Here is a 25039-nt window from a genome sequence, read left to right on the forward strand (position 1 = left end):
CTGAGTACCCGTACTCATGTGCGCGACATGACGCTTGGCCATCCTGGCCGCATGAGCACCTCGATGCAGTCACGTACCACGGCGGCGTACTACGTCCAGGCCGTGCTGTCCTTCGCGATCTCCGGCGGCGCCCTGGCCGTCGGCATCGCCTACCTGCCGGTAGGCGCATGGACCAGGGCCTTTCTGGGCATCGGCCTGCTGTACACGGTGACCTCCTCGTTCACCCTCGCCAAGGTGATCCGTGACCGCCAGGAGAGCACCGAGATCGTCACCCGGGTCGACCAGGCCCGGCTGGAGAAGCTGCTGGCCGAGCACGACCCCTTCAAGGTGGAGGGCATCTGACGCCCTGCCGGGCCGGTGCGCAGGGCGCCGCATCCCGGCGGCGGGCCGGGCGCACGGCGGCCGGCCGAATCGGACACCGGACGTCACTCCTTGACAGCTAAGGCTATTAGCCTTAGCTTTATGGCTATCGGCAAGTCGCCGACGGCACGGCCCACAGGCCAAGGAGGCCCGCGATGTCCACCACTCCTCTCGCGACCCGTTACCTCGACGTCCCCGGCGGGCGAATCGCCTTCGACGACACCGAGCACGGCAGCGGCGCGCCCGTCCTCCTGGTCCCCGGCATGCTCGACTCCCGCTCCGCCTACCGCCACCTGCACCCGCTGCTGGCCGGGGCCGGCCACCGGGTGATCACCATGGACATCCGCGGCTTCGGCGAGTCCTCGATCCCGTGGGACGACTACTCCCCCGCCGCCATCGCCGACGACGTCCTGGCCCTGCTGGACCACCTCGGCATCGAGCGCGCCGTACTGGTCGGCAGCTCCTACACCGGCGCCAGCGTGGTCAAGGTCGCCGGGGACGCCCCCGACCGGGTCGCCGGGATCGCCCTGCTGGACGCCTTCGTCGAGAACCTGCCGCAGACCGCCTTCCAGCGCGGCCTGGTCAAGGTGCTCGGCTCGGCCGTGATCCAGTTCCCCGCCTTCTGGGGCATGTACCAGAAGCTGGCCTTCCCCACCGCCAAGCCGGCCGACTTCGCCGAGTACCGCGCCGAGCTGGTCGCCTCGCTGCGCACCCCGGGGCGGAAGACCGCCACCCGCGGCTACGTCCGCGGCGACTCCGCGCCGGTCGGCTGGTCGGCCGCGGTGACCTGCCCCGCGCTGGTCGTGATGGGCAGCAAGGACCCCGACTTCCCCAAGCCCGAGGTCGTCGCCGACCGCCAGGCCGCCGCGCTCAACGCCCGCAAGGTGATGATCGAGGGCGCCGGCCACTACCCGATGGCGGAGTTCCCGCAGGCCACCGCCGACGCACTGGTGCCCTTCCTGGCCTCGCTCACCGAGTCCCGGCCCAGCACCGCCGACACCCAGGGCTGAGCCCGCCCCGCGCCCGGCCACCCCGCGCGGGCCGCCTTCCCCCACCGCGCCGCACCTCGGCGCCGCACCACCCTTCTGGAGGCCCCCATGCCACGCGCCGGACTGACCCCGGACACCGTCGTCACCCACGCCCTCGGCCTGATCGACGACCAAGGCCCCGAAGCCCTCACCCTGGCCGCCGTCGCCGCGCGGGCCGGGGTCGCCACCCCGTCCCTCTACAAGCACGTCCCGGGCGGCCTCACCGAGCTGCGCCGGCTGATCGCCGTCCGGGTCACCGAGGAGCTGGCCACCCGGCTGGCCAAGTCCGCGGTCGGCCGCGGCGGGGACGACGCGGTGGAGGCCGTCCTGCGCGGCTACCACGCGTACGCCGTCGAGCACCCCAACCGGTACAGCGCCCTGCCGCAGGCCCCGCAGCCCGACGACGAACTGACCCGGGCCGCCGCCGAGCTGGTCGAGGTGATAGTCGCGGTGCTGTACGACTACGGGCTGCAGGGCCCCGAGCTGATCCACGCGGCCCGTACCGTGCGCTCGGTGGCGCACGGCTTCGCCTCGCTGTCGATCGCCGGCGGGTTCCAGCGCTCCGAGGACCAGGCCGTCACCCAGGACCGGCTGATCGGGGTCGTCACCGGCGGGCTGCGGGCCTGGCCGAAGGCCTGACCGCCCGCTGCGGCCGGCCGGAGGCCTGACCGCCCGGCAGCCGCCCGGCAGCCCGCCCGGACCGCTCCCGCACCGCGTTCCCGCCGCCCGGACGCCGCACCGGCCGACCCGCGGCCGGACGACCCACGACCGGCCGCGCCGCCGGGCCCGGAAGGGGAGCAAACGGGCATTCGGCACTAGATTGACTGATCACACAGGCGGTCGGTGCCGGCCGCCGGACCCCGGGAGAGGTTGCCGTGCCCGCAGCCGAGGAGGCCGCCCGCCGCCGGACCGGCCCACGTCGCTGGGCGCGGGCCGCCCGCCGCGGACCGCTCGGCCGCTGGGGCAGCCGACTGCTCGACGGCGACCCGGCCGCGGCGCGCGACGCGCTGCTCCTGCTGCTGGGGCTCACCGCGCTCTTCACCGCGATGTCGGTCCTCCTGCCGGCGAGCTGGCCCCCGTCCGCCCTGGTGCTCCCGCTGGTCTGCGGCGCACTGGTGCTCAGCACCCGCCGGCAGCTGGCCCTGGTGGCCGGGGTCCTGGCCGGCAGCGCGCTCAGCGCCGCCTGGCACGAGCCGCACGGCGTACGGTCCGGGGTCACCGTGGTGCTCGCGCTGACCGCGGTGGCCGGGCTGGCGACGGCGCGGTTCCGCAACCGGCTGGGCCTGCGCGGCCTGCGCGGCGACTCGATGCTGCTGGAGCTCTCCGAGCACACCCACGCCCTCGGCCGCCTGCCGGACCGGCTGCTGGACTGGCACTTCGACCGGGCGCTGGCGCCCGTCGGCGGCAACTCCTTCTCCGGGGACTTCCTGCTCTGCGCCGACCGGCCCGAGCAGGACCTGCTGGAGGTCGTCCTGGTGGACGTCTCCGGCAAGGGCAGCCGGGCCGCCGCCCGCTCGATGCACCTGTCCGGCGCGTTCGCGATGCTGCTGGGCTCGGTGCCGCCGGAGTCCTTCCTGCCCGCCGCCAACGACTACCTGGTGGGGCTCGGCTGGGAGGACGAGTTCGCGACCGCCGTGCACCTCGCGCTGCGGCCGGCCAGCGGGGAGTACCGGCTGTTCAACGCCGGCCACCCGCCGCCCGCCCACTACCGCCGGGAGGGCGGCGGCAGCTGGCTGCTCGGCGGCGACGGCGGTCCGGCGCTCGGGCTGCTGCCCGGCAGCCCGTACCCGGCGACGCGCGGGCGGCTGGCGCTCGGCGACTCCCTGCTGCTCTACAGCGACGGCCTGGTGGAGGTGCCCGGCCAGGACATCGAGACCGGGATCGGTCGGCTGCTGGCCGCCGCCGAGCCGGTGCTGCGGGCGCCGCGGAGCGCGGGCGGCCCGGCCGGCCGGCTGCTGCGCGCGGTCGCCCGGGACGTCGCCGACGACCGGTCCCTGGTCGTGGTCCGGCGTCTCGGACCCCCATTCGCGAGTTGAACAAATAGGATGAAGAAATTACGTTCGCCCCAAGGGCGTGACCCCCCTGCGGAACGGAAAGGCCGGGTAGCCCGATGGACCTGACCTCCCCGTGGCTCCCCCCCTCCGAGGACGAGAGCCGGAGCCCGCTCACCGGCTCCGTCGCCCGCAGCCCGATGCGCTGCGTGCGGTTATTGCTGAACTGCTCCGGCGCGGGCGAACTGCTCGGCACCATCCTCGCCGAGGGCCCCGCCTGGATCACCGGCGAGGGCAACGCGATCTACCTTCTCGACTCCGCCGGAATGCTCCGGCTGACCGCCTCGCACGGCCTGCCGGAATGGGCCCACGAGCGCTACGGCACCGTCGACCCGGCCGGCGACCTGCCCGCCGCGATGGCGCTCCGGCTGCGCCGCCCCTACCTGCTCAGCCCCGAGCGCACCAGCATCGACTACCCCAACCGCAACTCCGGCATGGGCACCGGCATGGTCGCCCTGGTGACCCTGCCGATGGTCGTGGACGACCGGCCGATCGGTGTCCTCGCCCTGGCGCTGGCCCACCGCGGCACCGTCCCGCGCCGCGACCTGGACGTGCTGGAGACGATCGGCGAGGCCTGCGCCCACCGGCTCTCCCACCTGCTCGACCACGTCCACGCGAGCACCCGCGTCCCCAAGGGCGTGCGTACCCACAGCCCCGCCGGCGGCGACCCCGCCCCGCTCGCCCATCCGCTGCTCTCGCTCGCCGTGCACGCGGCCGGCGCCGGCGCCTTCGAACGCGACCTGGTCACCGGCGAGACCTTCTGGGACGCCCAGGCCTACCGGGTGGTCGGCCTGCCGCCGCCTCCCGAGGGCAGCGCCGCCGAGGCCCCCGACCTGTCCCGGATCGTCCACCCCGAGGACCTGCCCGACGTCCAGGCCGGCCTCGCCGACGCGCTGGCCGTCGGCGGCCCGTACCGGCTCGCCTACCGGGTGCTGCGCCGGGGCGGCGGCGTCACCCGGGTCCGGGAGAGCGGCGAGGTGATGCTCGACATCCACGGCCGGCCGGTCCGGATTGCCGGCCTGCTGGTCGACCGGGACCGCACCGGCGCGCCCGAGGACCGGCCGGCCGCCGGGTCCGGCGCCCCCGACGCGGAGCGGGAGTCCCCCGCGGTCGGCGCCCGCTCCGCGCTGCTGCTCGCGCTGACCCGCACCCTCTCCCGGGCGATCACCGTCCGGGACGTCACCACCGCCGTCACCGACGTGGCCGGGCCGGCGCTCGGCGCCGCCAGCCTGGTCCTCGACCTGGTCGACGAGGGCCGGCTGCTGCCCGTCTCGCACACCGTGTACGGCGGCCCGCGGCGTACCGAGCTGAACCGGCTGGCCGACCTCTCCGAGGGCGTCATGCAGCACTCGCTGGCGCGCTCCACCCCGCTGTTCAGCGAACCGGGCCGGAGCACCGGCGGCCAGGGCGGCTCCGGCGGCGCACTGACCCCGCCGTCCTGGGCGGTGCTGCCGCTGATCGCCTCCGGACGCCAGGTCGGCTCCTGCCTGATCACCTTCGCCACCGAGCGGGCCTTCAGCCGCGACGACCGCACCCTGTACTCGGCCTTCGCCGGGATCCTCGCGCAGTCCCTCGAGCGGGCCCGGCTGTACGACACCCACCACCACCGGGCCACCGAGCTGCAGCGCGCGATGCTGCCGCGGACCCTGCCGGTGATCCCCGGTATCGCCGCCGCCGCCCGCTACCTGCCCAGCACCGAGGGCATGCAGATCGGCGGCGACTGGTACGACCTGATCCGGCTGCCGGGCGGCAAGGTCGGGCTGGTGATCGGGGACGTCCAGGGCCACAACGCCGAGGCGACCGCCGTGATGGGCCAGCTGCGCAGCGGCCTGCGCGCGTACGCCACCGACGGCCACGACCCGGCCGCCACCCTGGCCAGGACCAGCCGGCTGCTCGCCGAGCTGGACACCGAGCTCTTCGCGACCTGCCTCTACCTGACCCTCGACCCGGCCGACGGCACGCTGTGCGCGGCCCGCGCCGGCCACCCCGCGCCGGTCCGGATCACCGGCGCGAAGGCCGTGGAGCTGGACCTGCCGGGCGGCCCGCCGCTCGGGGTCGACCCGGGCGCGCCGTACCGGCTGACCGTGGACAGCCTCGCCGTCGGCGAATCGCTGCTGGTCTACACGGACGGCCTGGTCGAGGACCGCGAGGAGGACTACGACGAGTCGGTCCACCGGATGCTCGGCGGGCTGGAGCTGTGGGCCGCCCGGACCGGCCCGGTCCAGGGCGCGATGGGCCCGGAGCTGGAGCGGCTCGCCGATCTGCTGACCCTCAACGTGACCGAGCGCCGCTCCCGCCCGGACGACGTGGCCCTGCTGCTGCTCCATCGGACGGCGACCGCCGCGTCCTGACATGCCCCGGACTATTCCTGCCGGACTCACCGGGCGGGCGAATCCGCAGGCCAGGCGGCGGCACGACGGCCGGGCACACCGCCGGACCCGGCAGGTCCGCACAGTTGACCGGGGATCTGTTCACATCATCGTAGGATCACCGCCCTAGAATTCGCCCGTGACGATGACTCAGTGGTGCGCGACCGCGATCGGCGTACTGGCCGCCCTCTCACTGCTCGCCGTCGCGCGGTACCGGGCGGTGACCCGCACCCAGCGGCGCCGGCTCGGTGCCCAGCAGCGCGAACTCGACCTGCTGCGGCAGCAGCTGACCGACGAACGCGAGCACCGCGGCAGCGAGAACGCCGCCGTGCAGCGCGAACAGGAACTCAACTCCTCCACCCAGCGGGCCTTCCTCAGCGTCGCCCGGCGCATCCTGGTGATGGCCCACGACCAGCAGGCCCTGCTGGACGAGATGGAACGCACCCACCACGACCCGGAACTGCTGGACGGCCTGCTCAAGGCCGACCACGCCGCCGCCCAACAGGCCCGGCTGGCACAGACCCTGGCCGTGCTCTGCGGGGCCCGGGCCGGACGGCACTGGCCGGAGCCGGTCCCGCTGGAGGACGTGGTGCGCGGCGCCCAGTCGCGCATCCTGCCGTTCCAGCGGGTGATCGTGCGCAGCAAGCTGGAGACCGCCGTGATCGGCGCCGCCGCCGAGGCGCTGATCCACGCCGTCGCCGAGCTGCTGGACAACGCCACCCGCTATTCACCGCCCAGCACCCAGGTGTTCGTCACCCTGATGCCGGTCCACAACGGCGCCGTCATCGAGATCGACGACGGTGGCGTGGGCATGGCGGACCAGGCCGTCGCCAAGGCCGCCGCCGTGCTGTCCGGCGGCAGCACGCTGGAGGTCTCCCGGCTCGGCGAGGTACCGCAGTTGGGCCTCGCGGCGGTCGGGCGGCTGGCCGAGCAGTACGGGTTCCGGGTCACCCTCAGCTCGGCGCCCTCCCCCTACGGCGGCGTACGGGTCGTGGTCCTGCTGCCGAACGCCCTGCTCACCGAACCGCTGCCGCCGACCGCACCCACCGCACCGACCGCGGGAGCACCCGCCGTCCCCGGACCGGACGGCGTACCGGCCCGCCCCGGGGCGGCCGCACCCCACCGGCTCCCCTCCGCCCGACCGGCGGAGGAAGCCCGCACCCCCGGTGGCACCCCGCCGCCGCTGCCGCGTCGCAGCCACCGGCGCGACCGCTCGGCCGAGGTCCCCCGGCCCGCCGAGCCCGCACCGGCGCCGGCCCGCTCGGCCCACCAGGCACAGAGCTTCATGGCACGGTTCCAGGCCGGCACCGCCACCGGCCGCTCGGCGACCCGCCCGGGCCCCGACCAGGCCTCCCCCCGCCCTCCCCAGCGCTCCGGAGAATCCGATGACCACCAATCCTGACCTCGGCTGGCTGCTCGCCGACATCATCACCGTCCCCGAGGTCCAGCACGCCGTCGTGGTGTCCAACGACGGCCTGGAGATCGGCCGCAGCGCGGACATCGCCTGGGAGGACGCCGAGCGCCTGGCCGCCGCCTGCTCCGGACTGCAGTCGCTGGCCCGGGGCGTCGCGCAGGGCTTCGGCGGACGCGGCAGCTCCACCCGGCAGATCGTCGTCGAGTACGGCGGCGGCTACCTGTTCGTCGTCGCGGCCGGCTCGGGCGCCCACCTGGCCGTGGTGACCGGCGAGGCCGTCGACGCCGGCCTGGTGGCCTTCCAGATGCAGGTCCTGGTCGAGCGGATCGGCGCCCACCTCACCAGTCCGCCGCGGGCGGAGCACGTGGCGGGGATCCAGCGGTGAGCAACCCGGTCCGGCCGTACGTGATCACCGGTGGCCGCAGCCGGCCGAGCCGCGAAAGCCTGGCCCTGGAAAGCCTGCTGAGCGTCTCGCCGGACCTCCCGGAACTGCCCGACGGGGCGCTGAACCGCGAACACCAGCGGATCCTGACGCTCTGCCGGAGCCTGCTCTCGGTCGCCGAGGTCGCCGCCCACCTGGGCCTGCCGCTCGTCGTGGTCAAGGTCCTGGTCGGCGACCTCTGGGACCTCGGCGCCGTCCAGGTCCTCCCGCCCGCCCCGCAGGCCGAACGCCTGCCCGCAACCCTCTTGGAAGAGGTGCTCGTTGGCCTCCGCCAACTCCGCTGAGCCGTCCGGGCCCGAGCCCGACTACCTGCCGTCCTCGGTACGGGGCGCGGTGAAGATCCTGATCACCGGACCGTTCGGGGTCGGCAAGACCACCCTGGTCGGCTCGCTCAGCGAGATCACCCCGCTGCGTACCGAGGAGACCATGACCGCCGCCGGCGTCGGCGTGGACGACCTCACCGGCCGCGCCGGCAAGCGCACCACCACGGTCGCCCTCGACTTCGGCCGGATCACCCTCAACTCCCGGCTCGCGCTGTACCTGTTCGGCACGCCCGGCCAGGAGCGCTTCCAGCCGCTCTGGGACGACCTGTCGCGCGGCGCGCTCGGCGCCGTCGCCCTGGTGGACGTCCGCCGGGTGGGCGAGAGCTTCGACATCCTCGGCCGGCTGGAGGAGCAGCGCATCCCCTTCGCCGTGGCCGTCAACACCTTCCCCGACAGTCCCAGCTACCCCGAGGACGAGCTGCGCGCCGCCCTCGACCTGCTGCCCGACGTGCCGATCCTGCACTGTGACGTCCGCGACCGCACGGCCGCCTACGACCTGCTGATCGACTTCGTCGGCCACCTGCACTCCACCGCCGTCCTGGAGCTCCAGCCATGAGCACACCCGAGCCGGGCACCGCCTCGGCCGTCACCGAGCCGCCGGCCCAGGCCGCGCCGCCCGGCCCACCGCCCGGCTGCCCGATGCACGCCGGGGCCGCGCCGAGCGGGGCCGCCCCGCTGTACGGCTCGGCCGTGGCCGACGACCCGCACGGCCTGTACGCGGGGCTGCGCGAGCGGCACGGCCCGGTCGCGCCGATCGAGCTGGAGCCCGGTGTCGAGGCGTGGCTCGTCCTCGGCTACCCCGAACTGCTCGAACTCACCCGCAACGAGCAGCTGTTCTCCAAGGATTCGCGCCGCTGGCGGGTCCCGGCCGAGGGCCGGCTGAGCCCGCAGTCGCGGCTGCTGCCGATGACCTCCTGGCGCCCGACCCTGCTCAACCTGGACGGCGCCGAGCACCAGCGGCTGCGCGCCGCCGTCGCCGACACGCTCGCCCGGATCGACCAGCGCCGGCTGCGCGAGACCACCGAGGCCGCCGCCGACTCGCTGATCGACGGCTGGGGACCGGACGGCACCGCCGACCTGATCGCCCAGTACGCCCGCCGGCTGCCGCTGCTGGTCTTCACCCAGCTGCTGGGCCTGCCCGCCGAGGCCGGGCCCAGGCTGATCGAGCTGATCAGCCACTTCGTGGACAGCAGCGAGAAGTCCGTCCGGGCGGGCGTCGAGTTCCAGGCGACGCTGACCGAACTGGTCCGCAGCCGCCGGGCCGAGCCGGGCCCCGACCTCACCTCCTGGCTGCTGGCCCACCCGGCCGCGCTGAGCGACGAGGAGGCCGTGCACCACCTGGTGGTGATCCTGGTCGCGGGCAACGAGACCACCATCAACTGGACCGGCAACACCCTGCGGCTGCTGCTCACCGACCGCCGGTTCCGGGCCACCCTGAGCGGCGGCCGGCTGACCGTCGCCGACGCCCTGGAGGAGGTGCTGTGGCGGGACCCCCCGACGCAGAACTTCCCCGGGCGCTGGGCCACCGGCGACACCGTGCTGGGCGGGCAGTACATCACCGAGGGCGACATGCTCGTGCTCGGCCTGGCCGCCGCCAACGCCGACCCGGCCGCCCAGGGCGGCGCCCCGGACTCCGGCTCGACCCTGCGCGACGGCACCGGCCTGGCCGGCAACCGCGCCCACCTGGCGTGGGGCGCCGGCAAGCACGTCTGTCCGGCCCAGGAGCCGGCCCGGCTGATCGTCGAGACCGCCGTCGAGACCCTGCTGCACCGCCTGCCCGACCTCCAACTCGCGGTTCCGGCGGGTGAACTGACCTGGCGTCCGTCACCCTGGTCACGGGCCCTGGTCGGCCTGCCCGTGCTCTACAGCGCCTTCACCCCGCCCCGCCCCGCCGTTCCCGAGAGGCCCGTATGGACACCGCCGTCCGCAACTCCGATGACCTCAGCCCCGTCCCCCTCGACCCCTTCGGACGCGACCAGCACGGCGAGAACGCCCGACTCCGGGCGGCCGGGCCCGCGGTCCTGGTGGAACTCCCTGGCGGGGTGGTGGTCTGGGCGATAACCCGGCACGACACCCTGCAGCAGCTGCTGGCCGACCCTCGGGTCGGCAAGAACCCGCAGCTCTGGAGCACCTTCACCGAGGGCCGGCTGCCCAAGGGCTGGCCGCTGGTCAACTTCGTCACCGTGCCCGGAATGGTCACCGCCGACGGCGAGGAGCACCGGCGGCTGCGCGGGCTGGTCACCCAGGCCTTCACCCCGCGCCGGATCGCCGAGCTGCGGCCGGCCGTGGAGGCCCGGGCCGCGGCCCTGCTCGACCGGGTCGCCCTGCTGGAGGGCGACTTCGACCTGCGTACGCACTTCGCCTACCCGCTGCCGATGCAGGTGATCGGCGAGCTGCTAGGGCTGCCCGCCAAGCAGCAGGACGAGCTGCATGAGCTGTCCAACACCCTGGTCTCCAGCTCGGCGACCCCGGAGGCCGCGGTCGCCGCCCAGCAGGGCCTGTTCGCGCTGCTCGCCTCGGTGGTCGCGGCCAAGCGCGCCGAACCCGGTGACGACCTGACCACCGACCTGATCGCGGCCCGCGCCGCCGACGACCGGCTCACCGAGCAGGAGCTGGTCGGGACCCTGCTGCTGATGCTGGTGGCCGGGCACGAGACCACGCTGAACCTGATCACCAACGCCGTCCGCGCGCTGCTCGCCCACCCCGAGCAGCTGCGGCTGGTGCTCGACGGGCAGCAGCCCTGGTCCGCGGTGGTCGAGGAGACCCTGCGCCACGACTCCCCGGTCGGCCAGTTCCCGCTGCGGTACGCGAGCGAGGACATCGAGGTCGGCGGTGTGCTGATCCGGCGCGGCGAGGCGCTGCTCGCCGGTTACGGCTCGGCCGGCCGCGACGAGGAGCACTACCCGGACGCCGACCGCTTCGACATCACCCGGCACGCCCGGCACCTCTCGCTCGGCCACGGGCCGCACTTCTGCCTCGGCTCGGGCCTGGCCCGGCTGGAGGCGGAGGTCGCGCTGAGCGGCCTGTTCGGCCGGTTCCCCGGCCTGACCGCGGCCGACGGGCCGGCCCCGGAGCCGATCGGCTCCTTCGTCAGCAACAGCGTGCGCACCCTGCCCGTCCGGGTGGGCTGAACCGCGCCGGGTGACGGCCCGGCGGCCCGCGTGGGTGACCGTCGGGCCGCCGGCTCGTTTGGCCTGCCATGAAGAAGCTCACGGCACTCGCCGCCCTCACCATGGCGGGCCTCGCGCTGGCCGCCGCCCCCGCTCACGCCGCCCCCGCCCCGGCGGGCGGCGACGCCCTCGACGGGATCGCCGACGGTCTCAGCGTCTCGCCCGGCGATCTCGTCCTGCAGCAGGCGGCCGGACTGCCGGTGGCCGGCGGCCCGGTCAAGGGCCTGCAGGCACTGACGCCCCGGCCGGGGACGGTCGGCTGACCCGGCCCGCCCGATCCGGCCTGCTGCCGGGCCGGGCCGGCCCCGGCCGGTCTCAGTCCGCCAGCAGGGCGTTCAGCTCCTGGTAGCCGAGACCGCCGGCGATGCCGTCGTACGTGCCGGGCCCGTAGGCCTCCTCGGCGGCGAGCCGCAGCGCCGCGTAGGCGGCGCGGGCCAGGCCCGGGCCGAGGCTGACCCGGGCCACGCCCAGCTTCGCCAGCTCGGGGACGGCCGGGGCGCCCGGGCCGGCCAGCACGTTCAGCGGGGCGGGCACGGCCGCGGCCAGCGCCGCGACGGTGTCCGGGTCGCCGACGCCGGGGACGAAGATGCCGTCGGCGCCGGCCGCGAGGTAGGCCCGGGCCCGGGTGACGGCGTGCTCCGGGCGGTCGGCCGGATCGCCCACGGCCAGCAGGAAGACGTCGGTCCTGGCGTTGACGAAGAGCGCGACGCCGGCGGCGTCGGCGGCCGCGCGGGCGGCGGCGATCCGGGCGGCCGCCTCCTCGACCGGGCGCAGCGGGCCGCCGGGGCCGGGCAGCCCGTCCTCCAGGTTGACCCCGACCGCGCCGGTGGCGAGCAGAGCGGTGATGTTCGCGCCGACGCCCTCGGCGGTGTCGGCGAAACCGCTCTCCAGGTCGGCCGTGACGGGCAGGGCGCCGGCCGCCCGGACGATCCTGGCGGTCTGCGCCAGCACCTCGGCGAGGTCGGCGCGGTCGCCGTCGGGGTAGCCGAGCGTCCAGGAGACGCTCGCGCTGGCGGTGGCGAGGGCGGCCGCCCCGGCGGCGGCGACCAGCCGGGCGCCGGCCGCGTCCCAGACGTTGGCCAGCAGCACCGGGTCGCCGGGGCGGTGCAGCGCGTGGAGGAGTCGGGCCCGGTCCTGCTGATCGCTGGTCTGATCGCTCGTCATGGGTGGCAGCCTGCCAGTCTCGGGGCCGGCGGTCCGGCGGATTTCGGACGGGTACGGGTACGGGTCGGCCGGTCGGTGGGACCGGGCGGGTCGGCGGGTCAGCGCGCGGCCGGGCTCAGCCGGGAGGTGACGCCGATCCGGTTCCAGGCGTTGATGGTGACGACCACCGCGATCAGGCTCGCCAGCTCGGTCTGCTCGAAGTGGCGGGCGGCCTCCTGGTAGACGGCGTCCGGAACGTGGCCCTGGGTGAGCAGCGTGACCGACTCGGTCAGCGCGAGGGCGGCACGCTCCCGGGCGGTGAACCAGGGGGTCTCCCGCCAGGCCGGCAGCGAGCGGATCCGGTGCTCCTGCTCGCCGCCCTTGACCGCGTCGGCGGCGTGCATGTCGATGCAGAACGCGCAGCCGTTGATCATCGAGGCGTGGACCTTGACCAGCTCGGCGAGCTGCGGCTCGATCCCGGCCTTGGAGGCCCGCTCCAGGGCGCTCATCGCCCGGTAGAAGTCCGGGAGCAGCTCCGGCAGGGAGATCCGCTGCTCGGGGGCGGGGACATGGGCGTGGGCGTGGGTGCGGTCGGCGCGGTCCTCGGCGGCAAGGGTGTCGTTCGTCGTCATGGCGCCCAGCCTAGGAGCAGACTGGCCCGTCGGCATGGTTCATTGGGAGCATGGAATCCTGGTCCACTTTCGGCGGCGACCTGCACCTGGACCTCACCGGCCGCCAGGCCCGGGGGCTCGGCCTGCGGGCCGCCCTGGAGGACGCGCTGCGCGAGGCCGTGCAGGACGGCCGGCTCGCCCCCGGCACCCGGCTGCCGTCCTCCCGGGCGCTCGGCGGCGACCTCGGGATCGCCCGCAACACCGTCGTGGAGGCCTACCTCCAGCTGACCGCCGAGGGCTGGCTGACCTCCCGGCAGGGCTCCGGCACCACCGTCGCGGACCGGGCCGCGCCGCCCGCGCCGGCCGTCGCCCCGGGCGCACCGCCGCCCGGCCCGGCCGTCCGGTACGACCTGCGGCCCGGACGGCCGGACCTCTCGATGTTCCCGCGCACCGCCTGGTCGGCCGCCGCCCGGCGGGCCCTGACCGCCGCCCCGAACGAAGCGCTCGGCTACGACACCCCGCTCGGCCGGATCGAACTGCGGCAGGCCCTCGCGGCCTACCTGGCCCGGGTCCGCGGGGTACGGACCGCCCCGGAGCGGATCCTGATCTGCTCCGGGCACACCCAGGCCCTCAACCTGCTCTGCGCGGCCCTGCGCGAGCGCGGGGCGGCCGCGCTGGCCGTGGAGGCGTACGGGCTGGCGCCGCTCCAGCAGGTGGTGACGGCCTCCGGTCTGGAGCGGGTGGCGCTGCCGCTGGACGAGGGCGGCGCCCGGACGGACCTGCTGACCGGCGTCCGCGCCGGGGCGGTGCTGCTGACACCGGCCCATCAGTTCCCCACCGGGGCACCACTGCTGGCGCCCCGCCGGTCGGCGGCGGTGGAGTGGGCCCGGCGCACCGGCGGGTTGGTGATCGAGGACGACTACGACGGCGAGTTCCGCTACGACCGGCAGCCGCTCGGCGCGATGCAGGCGCTCGACCCCGAGCGGGTGGTCTACTCGGGCACGGCCAGCAAGAGCCTGGCGCCGGCCCTGCGGCTGGGCTGGCTGGCGCTGCCGCAGGAGCTGGTCGCCCCGGTCACCCGGCTGAAGCGGCTGGCCGACACCCAGTCCGGGGCGCTGGACCAGCTCACCCTGGCCGAGCTGATCACCTCGGGCACCTACGACCGGCATGTCCGGCGCTGCCGGCTGCACTACCGGCGGCGCCGCGACCGGCTGGTGGCGGCGCTCGCCGAGCGGGCCCCCCGGATACGGGTGACGGGCGTGGCGGCCGGCCTGCACGCGGTCCTGGTGCTGCCGCCGGGCGGGCCCGGCGAGGCGGAGCTGATCGGGCGCGGTGCGGCGGCCGGCCTGGCGCTGGGCGGACTGGCCGAGTGCCGGGACGACCGGGCGGGCGACGGGCCGCAGGCGCCGCCCGGCCTGGTGATCGGCTACGGCACGCCGCCCGAACATGCCTTCGCGGGCGCGCTGGACGCGCTCTGCGGCCTGCTGGAGCGGCTCTGAGCCGCTCCGGACGACCGTGGGGCGCCGACCCGCCGACAGGGGTGGGGGAGCCGGCCTCAGCCCTTCCGCGAGCCGATCTCGAACAGCAGCATGATGAAGCCGGCGAAGCCGTGGGTGGCGACCATGTAGATCAGGACCCTGATCCCGACCCGGCGGTTGGCCCGCTTGCCGGCGTCGATGGTGGCGGGCGCGGGGGCCTCGGCGGGGGTGGCGGGCAGGGCGACGGGCTCGGTCATGGCAGGCCTCTTTCGTTCCAGGGCGGTCCGGCCGCCCGGATCATGACGCGGGGTCGGCGGTGCGGGGCAGGTCGGTGCGGTGGCGCCGGGGCGGCACGGGACGGCGGGGCGCCGCTCAGTGCGGCACCGGGCCGCCGCCGAGGCAGAGTTCGCCCCCGGGGCTCTGCAGCAGGGTGTGCAGGAAGAGCAGTTCGACGCCGTCCGCCGAGTCCGCCGCGATGCAGTGCGGGGTGAGCGAGTCGAAGTGGGCCGAGTCACCCTCCGCCAGCAGGTGGACGCGCTCGCCGAGGGTCAGCCGCAGCCGGCCGCGGACGACGTACAACCACTCCTCCCCCGGGTGCACCCGGACGACCTCGTCCTGGACGCTCGGCGGCACCTGGACCCGCAGCGCCTGCATGGCCCGGCCGGGGGCGCCGGCCCGCCGGTAGCCCCAGCCGCCGGCCCGGCCGGGTTCGATCGCGCCGCCGCGGACGACGGGGTCCAGGTCGCCCGGCGTCTCGCCGAGCAGGCCGGAGACGGAGCTGCCGTAGGCCCGGGCGAGGCCGAGGAGCACCGGCAGCGAGGGCTGCCGGCGTCCGGTCTCCAGGCGGGAGAGATAGGCTGGGGAGAGCCCGACCCGGGCGGCCGCGGCCTCCAGGGTGAGCCGGCTGCCGAGTCGGTGCTCGCGCAGGCGGGCGGCGAGGCCGACGACCTCCTGGTCGTCCGGCGGGCTGGTGGTCATGGACCCAGTGGACACCCGCCGTGCCTGCTGGGCAAGAAATTTGCCTCAGAGGCAAATCACCGGAGTGTCCGGCCCGAGCCCCGCCGGTTCACGTCCGGGAGCGCGGATCACGGCCGCGGGAACACGGGTCACGGCCGCGGGATGTTGCGCAGGTTGCTGCGCGCCAGGTCGATCATCTTGCCGACGCCGCCGGACAGCACCGTCCGCCCGGCCGCGAGGGCGAAGCCCTTGAGCTGCGCGGCGGTGATGTGCGGCGGGATGGAGAGCGCGTTCGGGTCGGTGACCACGTCCACCAGCGCGGGGCCCGGCCGCTCCAGCGCCTCCGCCAGCACCTCCCGGACCTTCGCCGGGTCGGTGACCCGCTTGGCCGGGATGCCCGCCGCCCGGGCGATCGCCGCGTAGTCCACGTCACCGTTGTCGATCGCGTACTCCGGGTAGCCGGAGACCAGCATCTCCAGTTTGATCATGCCGAGGGCGCCGTTGTTGAAGACCACCGTCTTCACCGGCAGCCGGTGCCGGGCCACCGTCAGCAGCTCGCCGAGCAGCATCCCCAGCCCGCCGTCACCGGACATCGAGACCACCTGCCGCCCGGGGCAGGCCAGCTGGGCCCCGATCGCGTGCGGCAGCGCGTTGGCCATCGAGCCGTGCAGGAAGGAGCCGATCACCCGGCGGCGGCCGTTGGGGGTGAGGTAGCGGGCGGCCCAGACGTTGTTCATGCCGGTGTCCACGGTGAACACCGCGTCGTCGGCGGCGACCTCGTCCAGCACGGCGGCCACGTACTCCGGGTGGATCGGCAGGTGCCGCTCGATGTCCTTGGTGTACGCGCCGATCACCCCGTCCAGCGCCCGGTAGTGCTTCTCCAGCATGCCGAACAGGAAGGCCCGGTCGGTCTTGGGCTCCAGCAGCGGCAGCACCGCCCGCAGGGTCGCCGACACGTCGCCGTGCACGGCCAGCTCCAGCGGGGTCCGACGGCCGAGCCTGGTCGCGTCGTGGTCGACCTGGATCGTCCTGGCCTGCGGCAGGAAGGAGTCGTAGGGGAAGTCGGTGCCCAGCAGCAGCACCAGGTCGGCCTCGTGCAGCGCCTCGTGGCAGGCGCCGTAGCCCAGCAGTCCGCTCATCCCGACGTCGTACGGATTGTCGTACTGGATCCACTCCTTGCCGCGCAGCGAGTGCCCGACCGGGGACTGCAGGGCGGCCGCCACGTCCATCACCTCGGCATGGGCGCCGCGCACCCCGGCGCCGCAGAACAGCGCCACCTTGCGGACCGAGTTGAGCGCCTTGGCCAGCTCCTGCACCTGCGACCAGGGCGGCGCCGCGACCGCCTGCTCGGTCAGGAAGCCGCCCGTCCCGGTCGGGCCGGCGGCCGGCAGCGCGGCCACGTCCCCCGGGAAGACCAGCACCGAGACGCCGTGCGCCCCGAGCGCGTGCTGCACCGCGATCCGCAGCAGCCGCGGCAGCTGGGCCGGGGTGGAGACCATCTCGCACCAGCTGCTGCAGTCGGTGAACACCCGGTCGGGGTGGGTCTCCTGGAAGAAGCCGCTGCCGATCTGCCCGGACGGGATGTGCGAGGCGAGGGCCAGCACCGGCAGCCCGCTGCGCTGGGCGTCGTACAGGCCCTGGATCAGGTGGGTGTTGCCCGGGCCGCAGGAGCCGGCGCAGACCGCCAGCCGGCCGCTCAGCTCCGCCTCGGCCGCCGCCGCGAACGCGCCCGCCTCCTCGTTGCGCACGTGCACCCAGCTGATGCCGTCGGTGCGGCGGATCGCGTCCACCACCGGGTTGAGGCTGTCGCCGACCACGCCGTAGACCCGCTCCACCCCGGCCTGCCGGAGCACCTCCACCATCTGCTCGGCCACACTCACCACGGGGCACTCCCTCATCGGCCGCCGGTCACAGGTCACCAGCACCCTGCGGCGGCGACCGCCCGCCCGCACCCCGGGCGGGCCGCCCGGGTGACCGCCCGGCGGGGGCGGCCGCTCGACCGGGGTGGCTACTCGGCCGCGAGGTGGTCCGGCGCGGAGCCGACCGTCCCGCCGCCCGCCACTCCGGCGTGCGGCTGCCGGCGGGCCGGCTCGCGCCCGGGCGGCTGGCCGCAGCGCTCCTGCGCCGGCGGCTTCACGATCGGCCGGGTCACCGGGGTGCCCGCCCTGACCACCAGGTCCTCCCCCTCATGGGTGAGCGGCAGGGCCTCGCCCCGGCGCAGCGTGTACGTGGTGCCGGCGTGGGTGATCCGGACCTCCAGCAGGCACTTGCGGATCTGCATCGAGAAGGTCAGCCGGCGCAGCCCGGACGGCAGCCGGGGCCGGAACGCCAGCGTCCCGTTGTGGTCGCGCAGCCCGCCGAACCCGGCCACCAGCGCGATGCAGGCCCCGGCCAGGGACGCCATGTGCAGGCCGTCCCGGGTATTGCCGCCGAGGTCGTGCAGGTCCATCATCGCGGCCTCGGCGGTGTAGTCGTAGGCGAGGTCGAGCTGGCCGACCTCGGCCGCGATCACCGCCTGGGTGCAGGCCGAGAGGGAGGAGTCCCGCACGGTGAGGCGCTCGTAGTAGGCGAAGTTGCGGGCCTTCTGCTCGTCGGTGAAGGCGTCGCCGCGCAGTTGCATGGCGAGCACCAGGTCGGCCTGCTTGACCACCTGCTTGCGGTACAGGTCGAAGTAGGGGAAGTGCAGCAGCAGCGGGTACTTCTCCGGCGGGGTGCCCTCGAAGTCCCAGAACTGGTGGTCGGTGAAGCCGTCGGCCTGCGGGTGCACGCCGAGCTTCTCGTCGTAGGGGACGAACATCGCGCTCGCGGCGTCCCGCCAGGCGGCCATCTCCTCGGTGTCCACGCCGAGGGCGGCTGCCTCGGGCTGGTGCCGGGTGGCGGCCTCGGCGGCGTTGCGCAGGTTGCTCTGCGCCATCAGGTTGGTGAAGACGTTGTTGTCGGCGACCGCGCTGTACTCGTCGGGGCCGGTGACGCCCTCGATCCGGAACTGGCCCTCGGCGTCGTGGTGGCCGAGCGAACGCCACATCCGGGCGGTCTCCACCAGGAGTTCGAGCCCGTACTCCTTCTCGAAGGCGACGTCCCCGGTGGCCCGGACGTAGCGGACCACCGCCGAGGCGATGTCGGCGCCGATGTGGAAGGCCGCGGTGCCGGCCGGCCAGTAGCCGGAGCACTCCTCGCCGCGGATCGTCCGCCAGGGGAACACCGCGCCGGCGAGGCCGAGCTGGCCGGCCCGCTCGCGGGCCAGCGGCAGCGTGGTGTGCCGCCAGCGCAGGGCCTGGTTCACCGCGCCGGGCAGGCAGTAGGTGAGCACCGGCAGCACGAAGGTCTCGGTGTCCCAGAAGCTGTGGCCGTCGTAGCCCGGGCCGGTCAGCCCCTTGGCCGGGATCGCCCGCTCCTCGCTGCGGGCGCCGGCCTGCAGCACGTGGAAGATCGCGAACCGGACGGCCTGCTGGAGTTCGACGTCCCCCTCGATCTCGATGTCGCTGGAGTCCCAGAAGTCCTTGAGGTAGGTTCCCTGTTCGGCCACCAGCCCGTCCCAGCCGGTGTACCGGGCGGCGGTCAGCGCGGCCTCGACCTGGTCCCGGACGGCGGGCAGCGACCGGGTCGCGGACCAGCCGTACGCGATGAACTTGACCACCTTCAGCCGCTCGCCGGGGCGCAGCACCGTGGTGACACTGACCCGGCCCTGGTCCTCGTGGCTCTCGACGGTGCTCTCGAAGCCCTCGGGCCCCTCGATGATGTGGTCCATCCCGGCCGCCACCCGGATCCCGCTGAACCGCGTCCGGTGCACCAGCACCGCCTTGCTGTTCAGCGCGTGGTGCGCCTCGGAGATCAGCGGGGCCTCCAGCACGGCGGCCGCCCGCGGGTCGCCGCCGGCGCCGCCGGGCAGTTGCTCGTTGGCGACCAGCTCGGACTGCAGGACGATCCGGACCGGCCCGTCCACCGCCTCCACCTGGTACTCGACGGCCGCCACCGCCCGCTGGGTGAGCGAGACCAGCCGGGTGGAATTCACCCTGACCGTCCGGCCGGCCGGCGAGGTCCACTCCGCCTCGCGCCGCAGCAGGCCGTCGCGGAAGTCCAGACTGCGGCGGTGGCTGCGCAGTTCGCCGTAGCGCAGGTCGAAGGGCTCGTCGTCGACCAGCAGTCGGATGATCTTGCCGTTGGTCACGTTGATGACGCTCTGGCTGGACTCCGGGTAGCCGTACCCGCCCTCGCCGTACGGCAGCGGCCGCAGCTCGAAGACCCCGTTCAGGTACGTCCCCGGCAGGCCGTGCGGCTCTCCCTCGTCGAGGTTGGCGCGCAGGCCGACATGGCCGTTGGACAGGGCGAAGACGGACTCGGCCCGGGCCATCGCGGCCGGGTCGAGCCCGAACTCGGCGACCTGCCACGGGTCGACGGCGAAGGTGTCCTGTCCGGTCATCGCGGCTCCCCCTCGATCAGTTCGGCCAGGTCCGCCACGACCACGGTGGCGCCGTTGCGGCGCAACTCCTCGGCCTGGCCGGTCCGGTCGACGCCGACCACCGCGCCGAAGCCGCCCGCCCGGCCGGAGGCGACCCCGGCGAGCGCGTCCTCGAAGACGGCGGCGTGGGCCGGCTCGACCTTGAGCGTGCGGGCGGCCGCCAGGTAGGTGTCGGGCGCGGGCTTGCCGGGCAGGCCCTCGCGGGCGGCGACCAGGCCGTCCACCACGACGTCGAAGAGCTCCTCGATGCCGGCCGCGCGCAGCACGTCGCGGCAGTTGGCGCTGGAGGAGACCACGGCGCACGGCAGGTCCAGCGCGCGCAGCCGGTGCACGTAGTCCACCGATCCCCGGTAGGGCTGGACGCCCTGCTCGCGGATCATCCGCAGCACGGTGTCGTTCTTGGCGCTGCTCACGCCGTGCACGCTGCGGGTGCCCGGCGGGTCCGCGGGGGCGCCCTCGGGCAGCTCGACGCCGCGGCTGCCCAGGAACGCCCGGGTGCCGTCCAGCCGCGGTCTGCCGTCCACGTAGGTGTCGTAGTCGACGACCGCGTCGAAGGGGACGAAGTCACCGCCGGTGCGGTCCGCCTCGGCCCGCAGGAAGGCGTCGAAGGTGTCCTTCCAGGCCGCGGCGTGCACCTTGGCGGTCTGGGTGAGCACCCCGTCGAGGTCGAAGAGGAATGCGCGGATGTCGTCCGGAAGACCCAACATGAGGGCAGTCTTACCCCGGATTCCGAACAAAACCGCCCATTCGCGGCGCGTTGGCGCGTCGTGAACGGGCGGTCACCCGGCGTGACGTACGGTGCCGGCCCCCGGGCACTCGGACCGGGCCCGGACGGGCGGCGGGAAGCGGGATCAGGGCGAGTCGGGATGCGGGGTCAGGGCGAGTCGGGCGAGGAGATCACCGCGAACACCGCACCCTGCGGATCGGCCACCACGGACATCCGGCCGGCCTGCATGTCGAAGGGCGGCTGGATCACCGAGCCGCCCGCCTTGACCAGCGCGTCGACCACGGAGTCGCAGTCGTCCACCGAGAAGTACGTCATCCAGTGCGAGGGCGTGCCGGCCGGCAGGTAGTCGGCGATCGGCTGCATGCCGCCGACGGTCCGCTCGCCGACGTTGAGCGAGTAGTAGCCGGGCAGGCCCTGGACGGTGGCCGGCCGCAGCCCGAAGGCCTGCTCGTAGAACCGGCCGGCCGCTTCGGTGTCGGTGGTGTTGAGCTCGTTCCAGGTCAGCGCGCCGGGCTCGTTGACCACGTGGGCCCCGAAGAAGTCGAGCGGCTGCCAGACGCCGAAGACCGCGCCGGACGGGTCGGTGGCGACCATCATCCGGCCGGTGGTGCCGACGTCGGAGACCGGGAACATCACCGAGCCGCCGTTGTCGGTGATCGCCCTGGAGGTGGCGTCGGCGTCCGCCGAGGCGAGGTAGGTGCTCCACACGTTGGGCGGCTCGGGCTGGCCCTCCTGGGCCATCGCGGCCATGATGCCGGCCACCGGCCTCCCGTTCAGGGTGCAGATCGCGTAGCCGCCGAACTCGGCCGGGCCGACCTCGCCCTGCCAGCCGAACAGGTCACGGTAGAAGTCGAGCGCGGCCTGCTGGTCCTTGACCATCAGGTCGACCCAACAGGGGGTGCCGGGCTTGTAGGCGTGGGTGACTTGGGGCATCGCTGACCTCCAGACGGCGGTCCGCCGCGGGTAGGGGCCGGGCGGCAGGGTTCACCGCCCACCATGGTCGTGCCGCTGCCATCCCGCCACCCGGCGGGCCGGGCACCCCTCGGATCACCCGGCCGCCGCCGCCCGACGCCGCCCGAGGGCACGCGCGGCACGCGCGGCACGGAGGACGGGTCGGGGACGGCCGGCGGAGCGCCACGGTCCTGGCATATAGCACGGATCCGCGGACGATCAAGGCACTTTCCCCCGGAGTCCCCCCTCATGGGCGAACCAGGACCTGACACCGGTACGACAAGCCCGCAGCGGGGCAAACCTGGTGCCAGCACCACCCCGACGGCGGGGCGCGAACCCCTCGCCGGGTACTTCCGGCCGGTCTGCGAGATACGTGCGAAATCCGGCAGGAAGGGACGAAATCGGCTGTAGCGCAGCCTTGCTGAGCTTTCGTCAGGTACCTCCCGAAAACCGGCTATGCTACTCCCCGGCCCGTCCCGCAACACCCCCCTCACCAGGTCGGCGAAGGCCGCCGCGGGTGCCGGTCCGCCACGAGACACAGCCCCCACAGAGCCGGAGTCGGCCCACCGCCCCCTTCCGTACACTTCCGATCGTTTGAGGATGCTGATGCTTCGTGCTGGATCGTCACCCGGAGGCCGGCGCTCCGCTCCCGTTCTGGTGTGGCTCCTGCCCACCGCCGTGACGGCGGTCGCCGCCGCGGTCGCCGCGGCGGTCGCCTCCACCGGTGCCCGCGCGGGCGTCGTCTGGTGCGGCGTGGTCGGTACGGCGGCGGTGGCCGTGGTGGCCGCCGAGGCGGCCCGCCGGGGACGGGCCCTGGCGACCCTGCGCGACCGGTACGCCCAGCAGGAGAGCGAGTTGCGCCGCCGGCTGGCCCGGCAGGAGGCCGAGACCGTCCAACTCGCCAAGGTCGCCCTGCCGGAGGCGGTCGCCCGGCTCCAGCGCGGCGAGTCCACCGAGGACCTGCTGCTCGCGTACGAGTCCCCCGACGGCGTGGTCGGCCCGGAGTTCCAGGCCGCCCGGCAGGCCGTGCTGCGCACCGTCCTGGAGGCCGTCGACAACGAGGAGGGCATGCGCGAGTCCGCCCAGCGGGCCTTCGTGAACATCGCCCGCCGCGTGCAGGCGATCGTCCACCGGCAGGCCCAGGACCTGCGCGAGATGGAGGACCGGCACGGCAGCGACCCGGCCGTCTTCGACGACCTGCTGCTGCTGGACCACGGCAACGCGCTGGTCGGCCGCCTCGCCGACAGCATCGCCGTCCTCGGCGGTGCCCGCCCCGGCCGGCAGTGGAGCCGCTCGGTGCCGCTGTACAGCGTGCTGCGCGGCGGCATCTCGCGGATCCTGGACTACCAGCGGGTGGAACTGCACCCGGTGTCCGAGGTCGCCGTGGTCGGGCCCGCCGTCGAACCACTGATCCACGCGCTCGCCGAACTCCTCGACAACGCCACCCGCTACTCCCCGCCGCAGACCAGCGTCCACCTGACCGCCGTCGAGGTGCAGACCGGTATAGCGATCGAGATCGAGGACGGCGGCCTCAGCCTGAGCGAGGAGGGCCGGGCCCGGGCCGAGCGGATGCTCCAGGAGGCCCAGGCCGGCATCGACCTCAACGACCTCGGCGAGACCCCCCGGCTCGGCCTGGCCGTGGTCGGCCGGCTCGCCCAGGCGTACGGGTTCCAGGTCTCGCTGCGCCCCTCCGCCTACGGCGGCGTCCGCGCGGTGCTGATCGTCCCGCAGGAGCTCATCACCACCGCGCCGGCCACCGGCCGGGCCCACGGCATCGGCATCGCCTCCGGCCCCCGGCCGGTCCCCGCCGCCATTCCGCGGCCCGCCTCCGGCCCGCGGCCGTGGGGGTCGCGGGTGGTCCCCACCGCCTCGTCCGACCACTCCTTCGGGTCCTCCCGGGGGGCCCTGCCCGGGCCGGCCGCCGACAGCGCGGTCCCGGTGGTGGGCGAGCGGACGGCGAACGGGCTGCCGCAGCGCCGCCGCCACGCGGCGCCGTCCCGGACGAGCGCCGCCAAGACCCCCAGGGTCCCCGAGCCGGCCCAGGCGCCGGTGCAACCCGGTATGTGGCTGGCCGCGTTCCACGAGGGTGTGAACGGCCACGGGCCGGCCACCGGTGCGGCCGGCCGGACCAGCGACGACGAGTCGGCAGGGAAGGGCGAACAGTGATTCAGCAGCGGACCAACATGGACTGGATGCTCAAGGAGCTGGCGGAGAGCGTCCCGCACGCCCGTCACGTGGTCGTGCTCTCCGCCGACGGCCTGCGGATGGCCCAGTACGGCACCGACACCGACACCGCCGACCGGCTCGCCGCCGCCTGCGCCGGCCTGCAGAGCCTGGCCGCCGCGGTGGGGCACGAGTTCCCGCACGGCGACGGCCGGATGCGGCTGGTGGTGATCGAGATGGGCGGCGGCTTCTTCTACCTGATGGCGGCCGGCGCCCGGGCCTACCTCGCGGTGCTGGCCGACGAGGGCGTCGACGCCGGGCTGATGGGCCAGCGGATGCGGGACCTGGTGGCGCGGATCGGGGAACACCTCAGTACGCCCCCGCGCAACGGCGAGCAGGTCGCATGAGCGCAGCCGACCAGGACTGGGACGAAGGCAACCCCGAACGTCTCTACGTGATCACGCGCGGCCGCAGCGGTCTGGCCGAACAGACCACGTTCGACCTGGTCACCCTGATCGTCGCCCGCTCGGACGCGACCCCGACGATGCAGCCGGAGCACGCGGCGATCCTGCGGATCTGCGGCTCGCCGCTCTCGGTGGCCGAGATCTCCGCGTACCTGCGGCTGCCGATCAGCGTGGTCACCGTGCTGCTGGCCGACCTCCTCGCCGAGGAGCGGATCGAGGCCCGGTCCTCCGTCCCGCAGGCGATCCTTCCCGACCGTGCCCTGATAGAGGCGGTGATGCATGGACTTCAGAAGCTCTGACACGGTGGTGGGGCCGCAGAGCACGGACCTGCTGCCGGCCTCGGCCGCGATGGCGGTCAAGGTCGTCATCGTGGGCGGCTTCGGCGTCGGGAAGACCACCCTGGTCGGCTCGGTGAGCGAGATCCGCCCGCTGACCACCGAGGAGACGATGACGCAGGCCGGCGCCGACGTCGACGACGTCGCCGGGGTCGAACGCAAGACCTCCACCACGGTCGCGATGGACTTCGGCCGGATCAGCATCAGCGACGAACTGGTGCTGTACGTCTTCGGCACCCCCGGCCAGGAGCGGTTCTGGTTCCTCTGGAACGGCCTGTTCGAGGGCGCCCTGGGCGCGGTCGTCCTGGTCGACACCCGCCGGCTGGAGGTCAGCTTCGACGTGATCGGGCGGCTGGAGGAGCGCGGCGTGCCCTTCGTCGTCGCGGCCAACACCTTCCCCGAATCGCCGACCTACCCGACCGAGGAGCTGCGGGCCGCCCTCGACCTGCCCCCCGAGGTGCCGATCGTCGCCTGCGACGCCCGGACCAGGGAATCCAGCCGGGACGTCCTGATGGCCCTGATGCGGTACCTGTACAACCTCTCGGCGCCGCCCGCGCGATGACCGCCAGGCCCCTCGCCGCAACCGGTTGTTCC

Annotated in this window: 25 protein-coding genes; 17 read left to right on the top strand and 8 right to left on the bottom strand. The window is 74.7% G+C overall.

Annotated elements, in window-relative coordinates:
- The first annotated feature begins 51 nt into the window (after positions 1 to 51).
- The 12 genes from OG689_RS19355 to OG689_RS19410 all read left to right on the top strand — a co-directional run bounded on the left by OG689_RS19355 (position 52) and on the right by OG689_RS19410 (position 11420).
- Positions 52 to 342: a YiaA/YiaB family inner membrane protein gene (locus OG689_RS19355; RefSeq protein ID WP_073925623.1), complete on the top strand. Its 291-nt coding sequence runs from the start codon at positions 52 to 54 to the stop codon at positions 340 to 342.
- 173 nt (positions 343 to 515) lie between these two features.
- Positions 516 to 1370 (top strand): alpha/beta fold hydrolase, encoded by an 855-nt coding sequence (locus OG689_RS19360; RefSeq protein ID WP_266321981.1) that lies wholly within the window; start codon positions 516 to 518, stop codon positions 1368 to 1370.
- An 87-nt stretch (positions 1371 to 1457) separates the two neighbouring features.
- Positions 1458 to 2027, top strand: coding sequence for a TetR-like C-terminal domain-containing protein (locus OG689_RS19365; RefSeq protein ID WP_266321983.1), 570 nt, complete (start codon positions 1458 to 1460; stop codon positions 2025 to 2027).
- 236 nt (positions 2028 to 2263) lie between these two features.
- Positions 2264 to 3424: a PP2C family protein-serine/threonine phosphatase gene (locus OG689_RS19370; protein ID WP_266321985.1), complete on the top strand. Its 1161-nt coding sequence runs from the start codon at positions 2264 to 2266 to the stop codon at positions 3422 to 3424.
- 74 nt (positions 3425 to 3498) lie between these two features.
- Positions 3499 to 5790 (top strand): SpoIIE family protein phosphatase, encoded by a 2292-nt coding sequence (locus OG689_RS19375; RefSeq protein WP_266321986.1) that lies wholly within the window; start codon positions 3499 to 3501, stop codon positions 5788 to 5790.
- A gap of 163 nt (positions 5791 to 5953) precedes the next feature.
- Positions 5954 to 7210, top strand: a complete 1257-nt coding sequence (locus tag OG689_RS19380) for an ATP-binding protein (RefSeq protein ID WP_266327273.1) — start codon at positions 5954 to 5956, stop codon at positions 7208 to 7210.
- Positions 7194 to 7607 carry a roadblock/LC7 domain-containing protein gene (locus OG689_RS19385; RefSeq protein ID WP_266321987.1) on the top strand — a complete coding sequence of 138 codons (414 nt, stop codon included), beginning with the start codon at positions 7194 to 7196 and terminating at the stop codon, positions 7605 to 7607. Before OG689_RS19380 ends, OG689_RS19385 begins: the two co-directional genes overlap by 17 nt.
- The gene (locus OG689_RS19390; RefSeq protein WP_266321989.1) at positions 7604 to 7948 is read left to right on the top strand and encodes a DUF742 domain-containing protein; all 345 of its coding nucleotides are present in this window, start codon (positions 7604 to 7606) and stop codon (positions 7946 to 7948) included. The genes OG689_RS19385 and OG689_RS19390 overlap by 4 nt, the downstream gene beginning before the upstream one ends.
- The gene (locus OG689_RS19395; RefSeq protein WP_266321991.1) at positions 7926 to 8543 is read left to right on the top strand and encodes an ATP/GTP-binding protein; all 618 of its coding nucleotides are present in this window, start codon (positions 7926 to 7928) and stop codon (positions 8541 to 8543) included. Before OG689_RS19390 ends, OG689_RS19395 begins: the two co-directional genes overlap by 23 nt.
- Entirely contained in the window at positions 8540 to 10048 is a 1509-nt protein-coding gene (locus OG689_RS19400) for a cytochrome P450 (RefSeq protein ID WP_266321993.1), read from the top strand. The genes OG689_RS19395 and OG689_RS19400 overlap by 4 nt, the downstream gene beginning before the upstream one ends.
- On the top strand, positions 10012 to 11118 hold the full coding sequence (locus tag OG689_RS19405; RefSeq protein WP_266321995.1) for a cytochrome P450: 1107 nt from the start codon (positions 10012 to 10014) through the stop codon (positions 11116 to 11118). The genes OG689_RS19400 and OG689_RS19405 overlap by 37 nt, the downstream gene beginning before the upstream one ends.
- Before the next feature lie 68 nt (positions 11119 to 11186).
- A complete protein-coding gene (locus OG689_RS19410; protein WP_266321997.1) occupies positions 11187 to 11420 on the top strand; it encodes a hypothetical protein in 234 nt (77 codons plus the stop codon).
- 52 nt (positions 11421 to 11472) lie between these two features.
- On the opposite strand, the gene OG689_RS19415 is transcribed toward OG689_RS19410, so the two are convergent.
- Positions 11473 to 12321, bottom strand: coding sequence for an isocitrate lyase/phosphoenolpyruvate mutase family protein (locus OG689_RS19415; RefSeq protein ID WP_266321999.1), 849 nt, complete (start codon positions 12319 to 12321; stop codon positions 11473 to 11475).
- Between the two features lie 98 nt (positions 12322 to 12419).
- Positions 12420 to 12932 carry a carboxymuconolactone decarboxylase family protein gene (locus OG689_RS19420; protein WP_266322001.1) on the bottom strand — a complete coding sequence of 171 codons (513 nt, stop codon included), beginning with the start codon at positions 12930 to 12932 and terminating at the stop codon, positions 12420 to 12422.
- 50 nt (positions 12933 to 12982) lie between these two features.
- Between OG689_RS19420 and OG689_RS19425 the strand changes: the two genes are divergently transcribed.
- Positions 12983 to 14410: a PLP-dependent aminotransferase family protein gene (locus OG689_RS19425; protein ID WP_266322003.1), complete on the top strand. Its 1428-nt coding sequence runs from the start codon at positions 12983 to 12985 to the stop codon at positions 14408 to 14410.
- A gap of 56 nt (positions 14411 to 14466) precedes the next feature.
- Here the strand turns inward: OG689_RS19425 and OG689_RS19430 are convergent, their stop codons facing one another.
- From OG689_RS19430 to OG689_RS19455, 6 genes are all read right to left on the bottom strand, one after another.
- Complete coding sequence (locus OG689_RS19430; RefSeq protein ID WP_266322005.1) at positions 14467 to 14646, bottom strand: DUF6126 family protein; 180 nt, start codon at positions 14644 to 14646, stop codon at positions 14467 to 14469.
- Positions 14647 to 14761: 115 nt separating this feature from the next.
- A complete protein-coding gene (locus OG689_RS19435; protein WP_266322007.1) occupies positions 14762 to 15367 on the bottom strand; it encodes an XRE family transcriptional regulator in 606 nt (201 codons plus the stop codon).
- 128 nt (positions 15368 to 15495) lie between these two features.
- Positions 15496 to 17229 (bottom strand): pyruvate dehydrogenase, encoded by a 1734-nt coding sequence (locus OG689_RS19440; RefSeq protein WP_266322008.1) that lies wholly within the window; start codon positions 17227 to 17229, stop codon positions 15496 to 15498.
- A gap of 125 nt (positions 17230 to 17354) precedes the next feature.
- Complete coding sequence (locus tag OG689_RS19445; RefSeq protein ID WP_266322010.1) at positions 17355 to 19766, bottom strand: glycoside hydrolase family 65 protein; 2412 nt, start codon at positions 19764 to 19766, stop codon at positions 17355 to 17357.
- Entirely contained in the window at positions 19763 to 20512 is a 750-nt protein-coding gene (locus tag OG689_RS19450) for a beta-phosphoglucomutase family hydrolase (protein WP_266322012.1), read from the bottom strand. The genes OG689_RS19445 and OG689_RS19450 overlap by 4 nt, the downstream gene beginning before the upstream one ends.
- A gap of 167 nt (positions 20513 to 20679) precedes the next feature.
- A complete protein-coding gene (locus OG689_RS19455) occupies positions 20680 to 21465 on the bottom strand; it encodes a VOC family protein (protein ID WP_266322014.1) in 786 nt (261 codons plus the stop codon).
- Between the two features lie 624 nt (positions 21466 to 22089).
- Between OG689_RS19455 and OG689_RS19460 the strand changes: the two genes are divergently transcribed.
- From OG689_RS19460 to OG689_RS19475, 4 genes are read left to right on the top strand one after another with little or no spacing between them, the layout of a single operon-like run.
- Positions 22090 to 23649 (top strand): ATP-binding protein, encoded by a 1560-nt coding sequence (locus OG689_RS19460; protein ID WP_266327275.1) that lies wholly within the window; start codon positions 22090 to 22092, stop codon positions 23647 to 23649.
- Positions 23646 to 24053, top strand: a complete 408-nt coding sequence (locus tag OG689_RS19465; RefSeq protein WP_266322016.1) for a roadblock/LC7 domain-containing protein — start codon at positions 23646 to 23648, stop codon at positions 24051 to 24053. The genes OG689_RS19460 and OG689_RS19465 overlap by 4 nt, the downstream gene beginning before the upstream one ends.
- Positions 24050 to 24409, top strand: coding sequence for a DUF742 domain-containing protein (locus OG689_RS19470; protein ID WP_266322018.1), 360 nt, complete (start codon positions 24050 to 24052; stop codon positions 24407 to 24409). Before OG689_RS19465 ends, OG689_RS19470 begins: the two co-directional genes overlap by 4 nt.
- Positions 24390 to 25007, top strand: a complete 618-nt coding sequence (locus OG689_RS19475) for an ATP/GTP-binding protein (RefSeq protein WP_266322020.1) — start codon at positions 24390 to 24392, stop codon at positions 25005 to 25007. Before OG689_RS19470 ends, OG689_RS19475 begins: the two co-directional genes overlap by 20 nt.
- Positions 25008 to 25039: the final 32 nt, after the last annotated feature.

The sequence above is a fragment of the Kitasatospora sp. NBC_00240 genome (genome assembly GCF_026342405.1).
Lineage (GTDB): Bacteria > Actinomycetota > Actinomycetes > Streptomycetales > Streptomycetaceae > Kitasatospora.

Excerpts from the sequence above, each read along its gene's own strand:
- OG689_RS19355 (WP_073925623.1), top strand. The coding sequence starts at position 52 with ATGAGCACCTCGATGCAGTCACGTACCACGGCGGCGTACTACGTCCAG.
- OG689_RS19360 (WP_266321981.1), top strand. The coding sequence starts at position 516 with ATGTCCACCACTCCTCTCGCGACCCGTTACCTCGACGTCCCCGGCGGG.
- OG689_RS19365 (WP_266321983.1), top strand. The coding sequence starts at position 1,458 with ATGCCACGCGCCGGACTGACCCCGGACACCGTCGTCACCCACGCCCTC.
- OG689_RS19375 (WP_266321986.1), top strand. The coding sequence starts at position 3,499 with ATGGACCTGACCTCCCCGTGGCTCCCCCCCTCCGAGGACGAGAGCCGG.
- OG689_RS19380 (WP_266327273.1), top strand. The coding sequence starts at position 5,954 with ATGACTCAGTGGTGCGCGACCGCGATCGGCGTACTGGCCGCCCTCTCA.
- OG689_RS19385 (WP_266321987.1), top strand. The coding sequence starts at position 7,194 with ATGACCACCAATCCTGACCTCGGCTGGCTGCTCGCCGACATCATCACC.
- OG689_RS19400 (WP_266321993.1), top strand. The coding sequence starts at position 8,540 with ATGAGCACACCCGAGCCGGGCACCGCCTCGGCCGTCACCGAGCCGCCG.
- OG689_RS19410 (WP_266321997.1), top strand. The coding sequence starts at position 11,187 with ATGAAGAAGCTCACGGCACTCGCCGCCCTCACCATGGCGGGCCTCGCG.
- OG689_RS19415 (WP_266321999.1), bottom strand. The coding sequence starts at position 12,321 with ATGACGAGCGATCAGACCAGCGATCAGCAGGACCGGGCCCGACTCCTC.
- OG689_RS19420 (WP_266322001.1), bottom strand. The coding sequence starts at position 12,932 with ATGACGACGAACGACACCCTTGCCGCCGAGGACCGCGCCGACCGCACC.
- OG689_RS19425 (WP_266322003.1), top strand. The coding sequence starts at position 12,983 with ATGGAATCCTGGTCCACTTTCGGCGGCGACCTGCACCTGGACCTCACC.
- OG689_RS19430 (WP_266322005.1), bottom strand. The coding sequence starts at position 14,646 with ATGACCGAGCCCGTCGCCCTGCCCGCCACCCCCGCCGAGGCCCCCGCG.
- OG689_RS19435 (WP_266322007.1), bottom strand. The coding sequence starts at position 15,367 with ATGACCACCAGCCCGCCGGACGACCAGGAGGTCGTCGGCCTCGCCGCC.
- OG689_RS19445 (WP_266322010.1), bottom strand. The coding sequence starts at position 19,766 with ATGACCGGACAGGACACCTTCGCCGTCGACCCGTGGCAGGTCGCCGAG.
- OG689_RS19450 (WP_266322012.1), bottom strand. The coding sequence starts at position 20,512 with ATGTTGGGTCTTCCGGACGACATCCGCGCATTCCTCTTCGACCTCGAC.
- OG689_RS19455 (WP_266322014.1), bottom strand. The coding sequence starts at position 21,465 with ATGCCCCAAGTCACCCACGCCTACAAGCCCGGCACCCCCTGTTGGGTC.
- OG689_RS19460 (WP_266327275.1), top strand. The coding sequence starts at position 22,090 with ATGCTTCGTGCTGGATCGTCACCCGGAGGCCGGCGCTCCGCTCCCGTT.
- OG689_RS19470 (WP_266322018.1), top strand. The coding sequence starts at position 24,050 with ATGAGCGCAGCCGACCAGGACTGGGACGAAGGCAACCCCGAACGTCTC.
- OG689_RS19475 (WP_266322020.1), top strand. The coding sequence starts at position 24,390 with ATGGACTTCAGAAGCTCTGACACGGTGGTGGGGCCGCAGAGCACGGAC.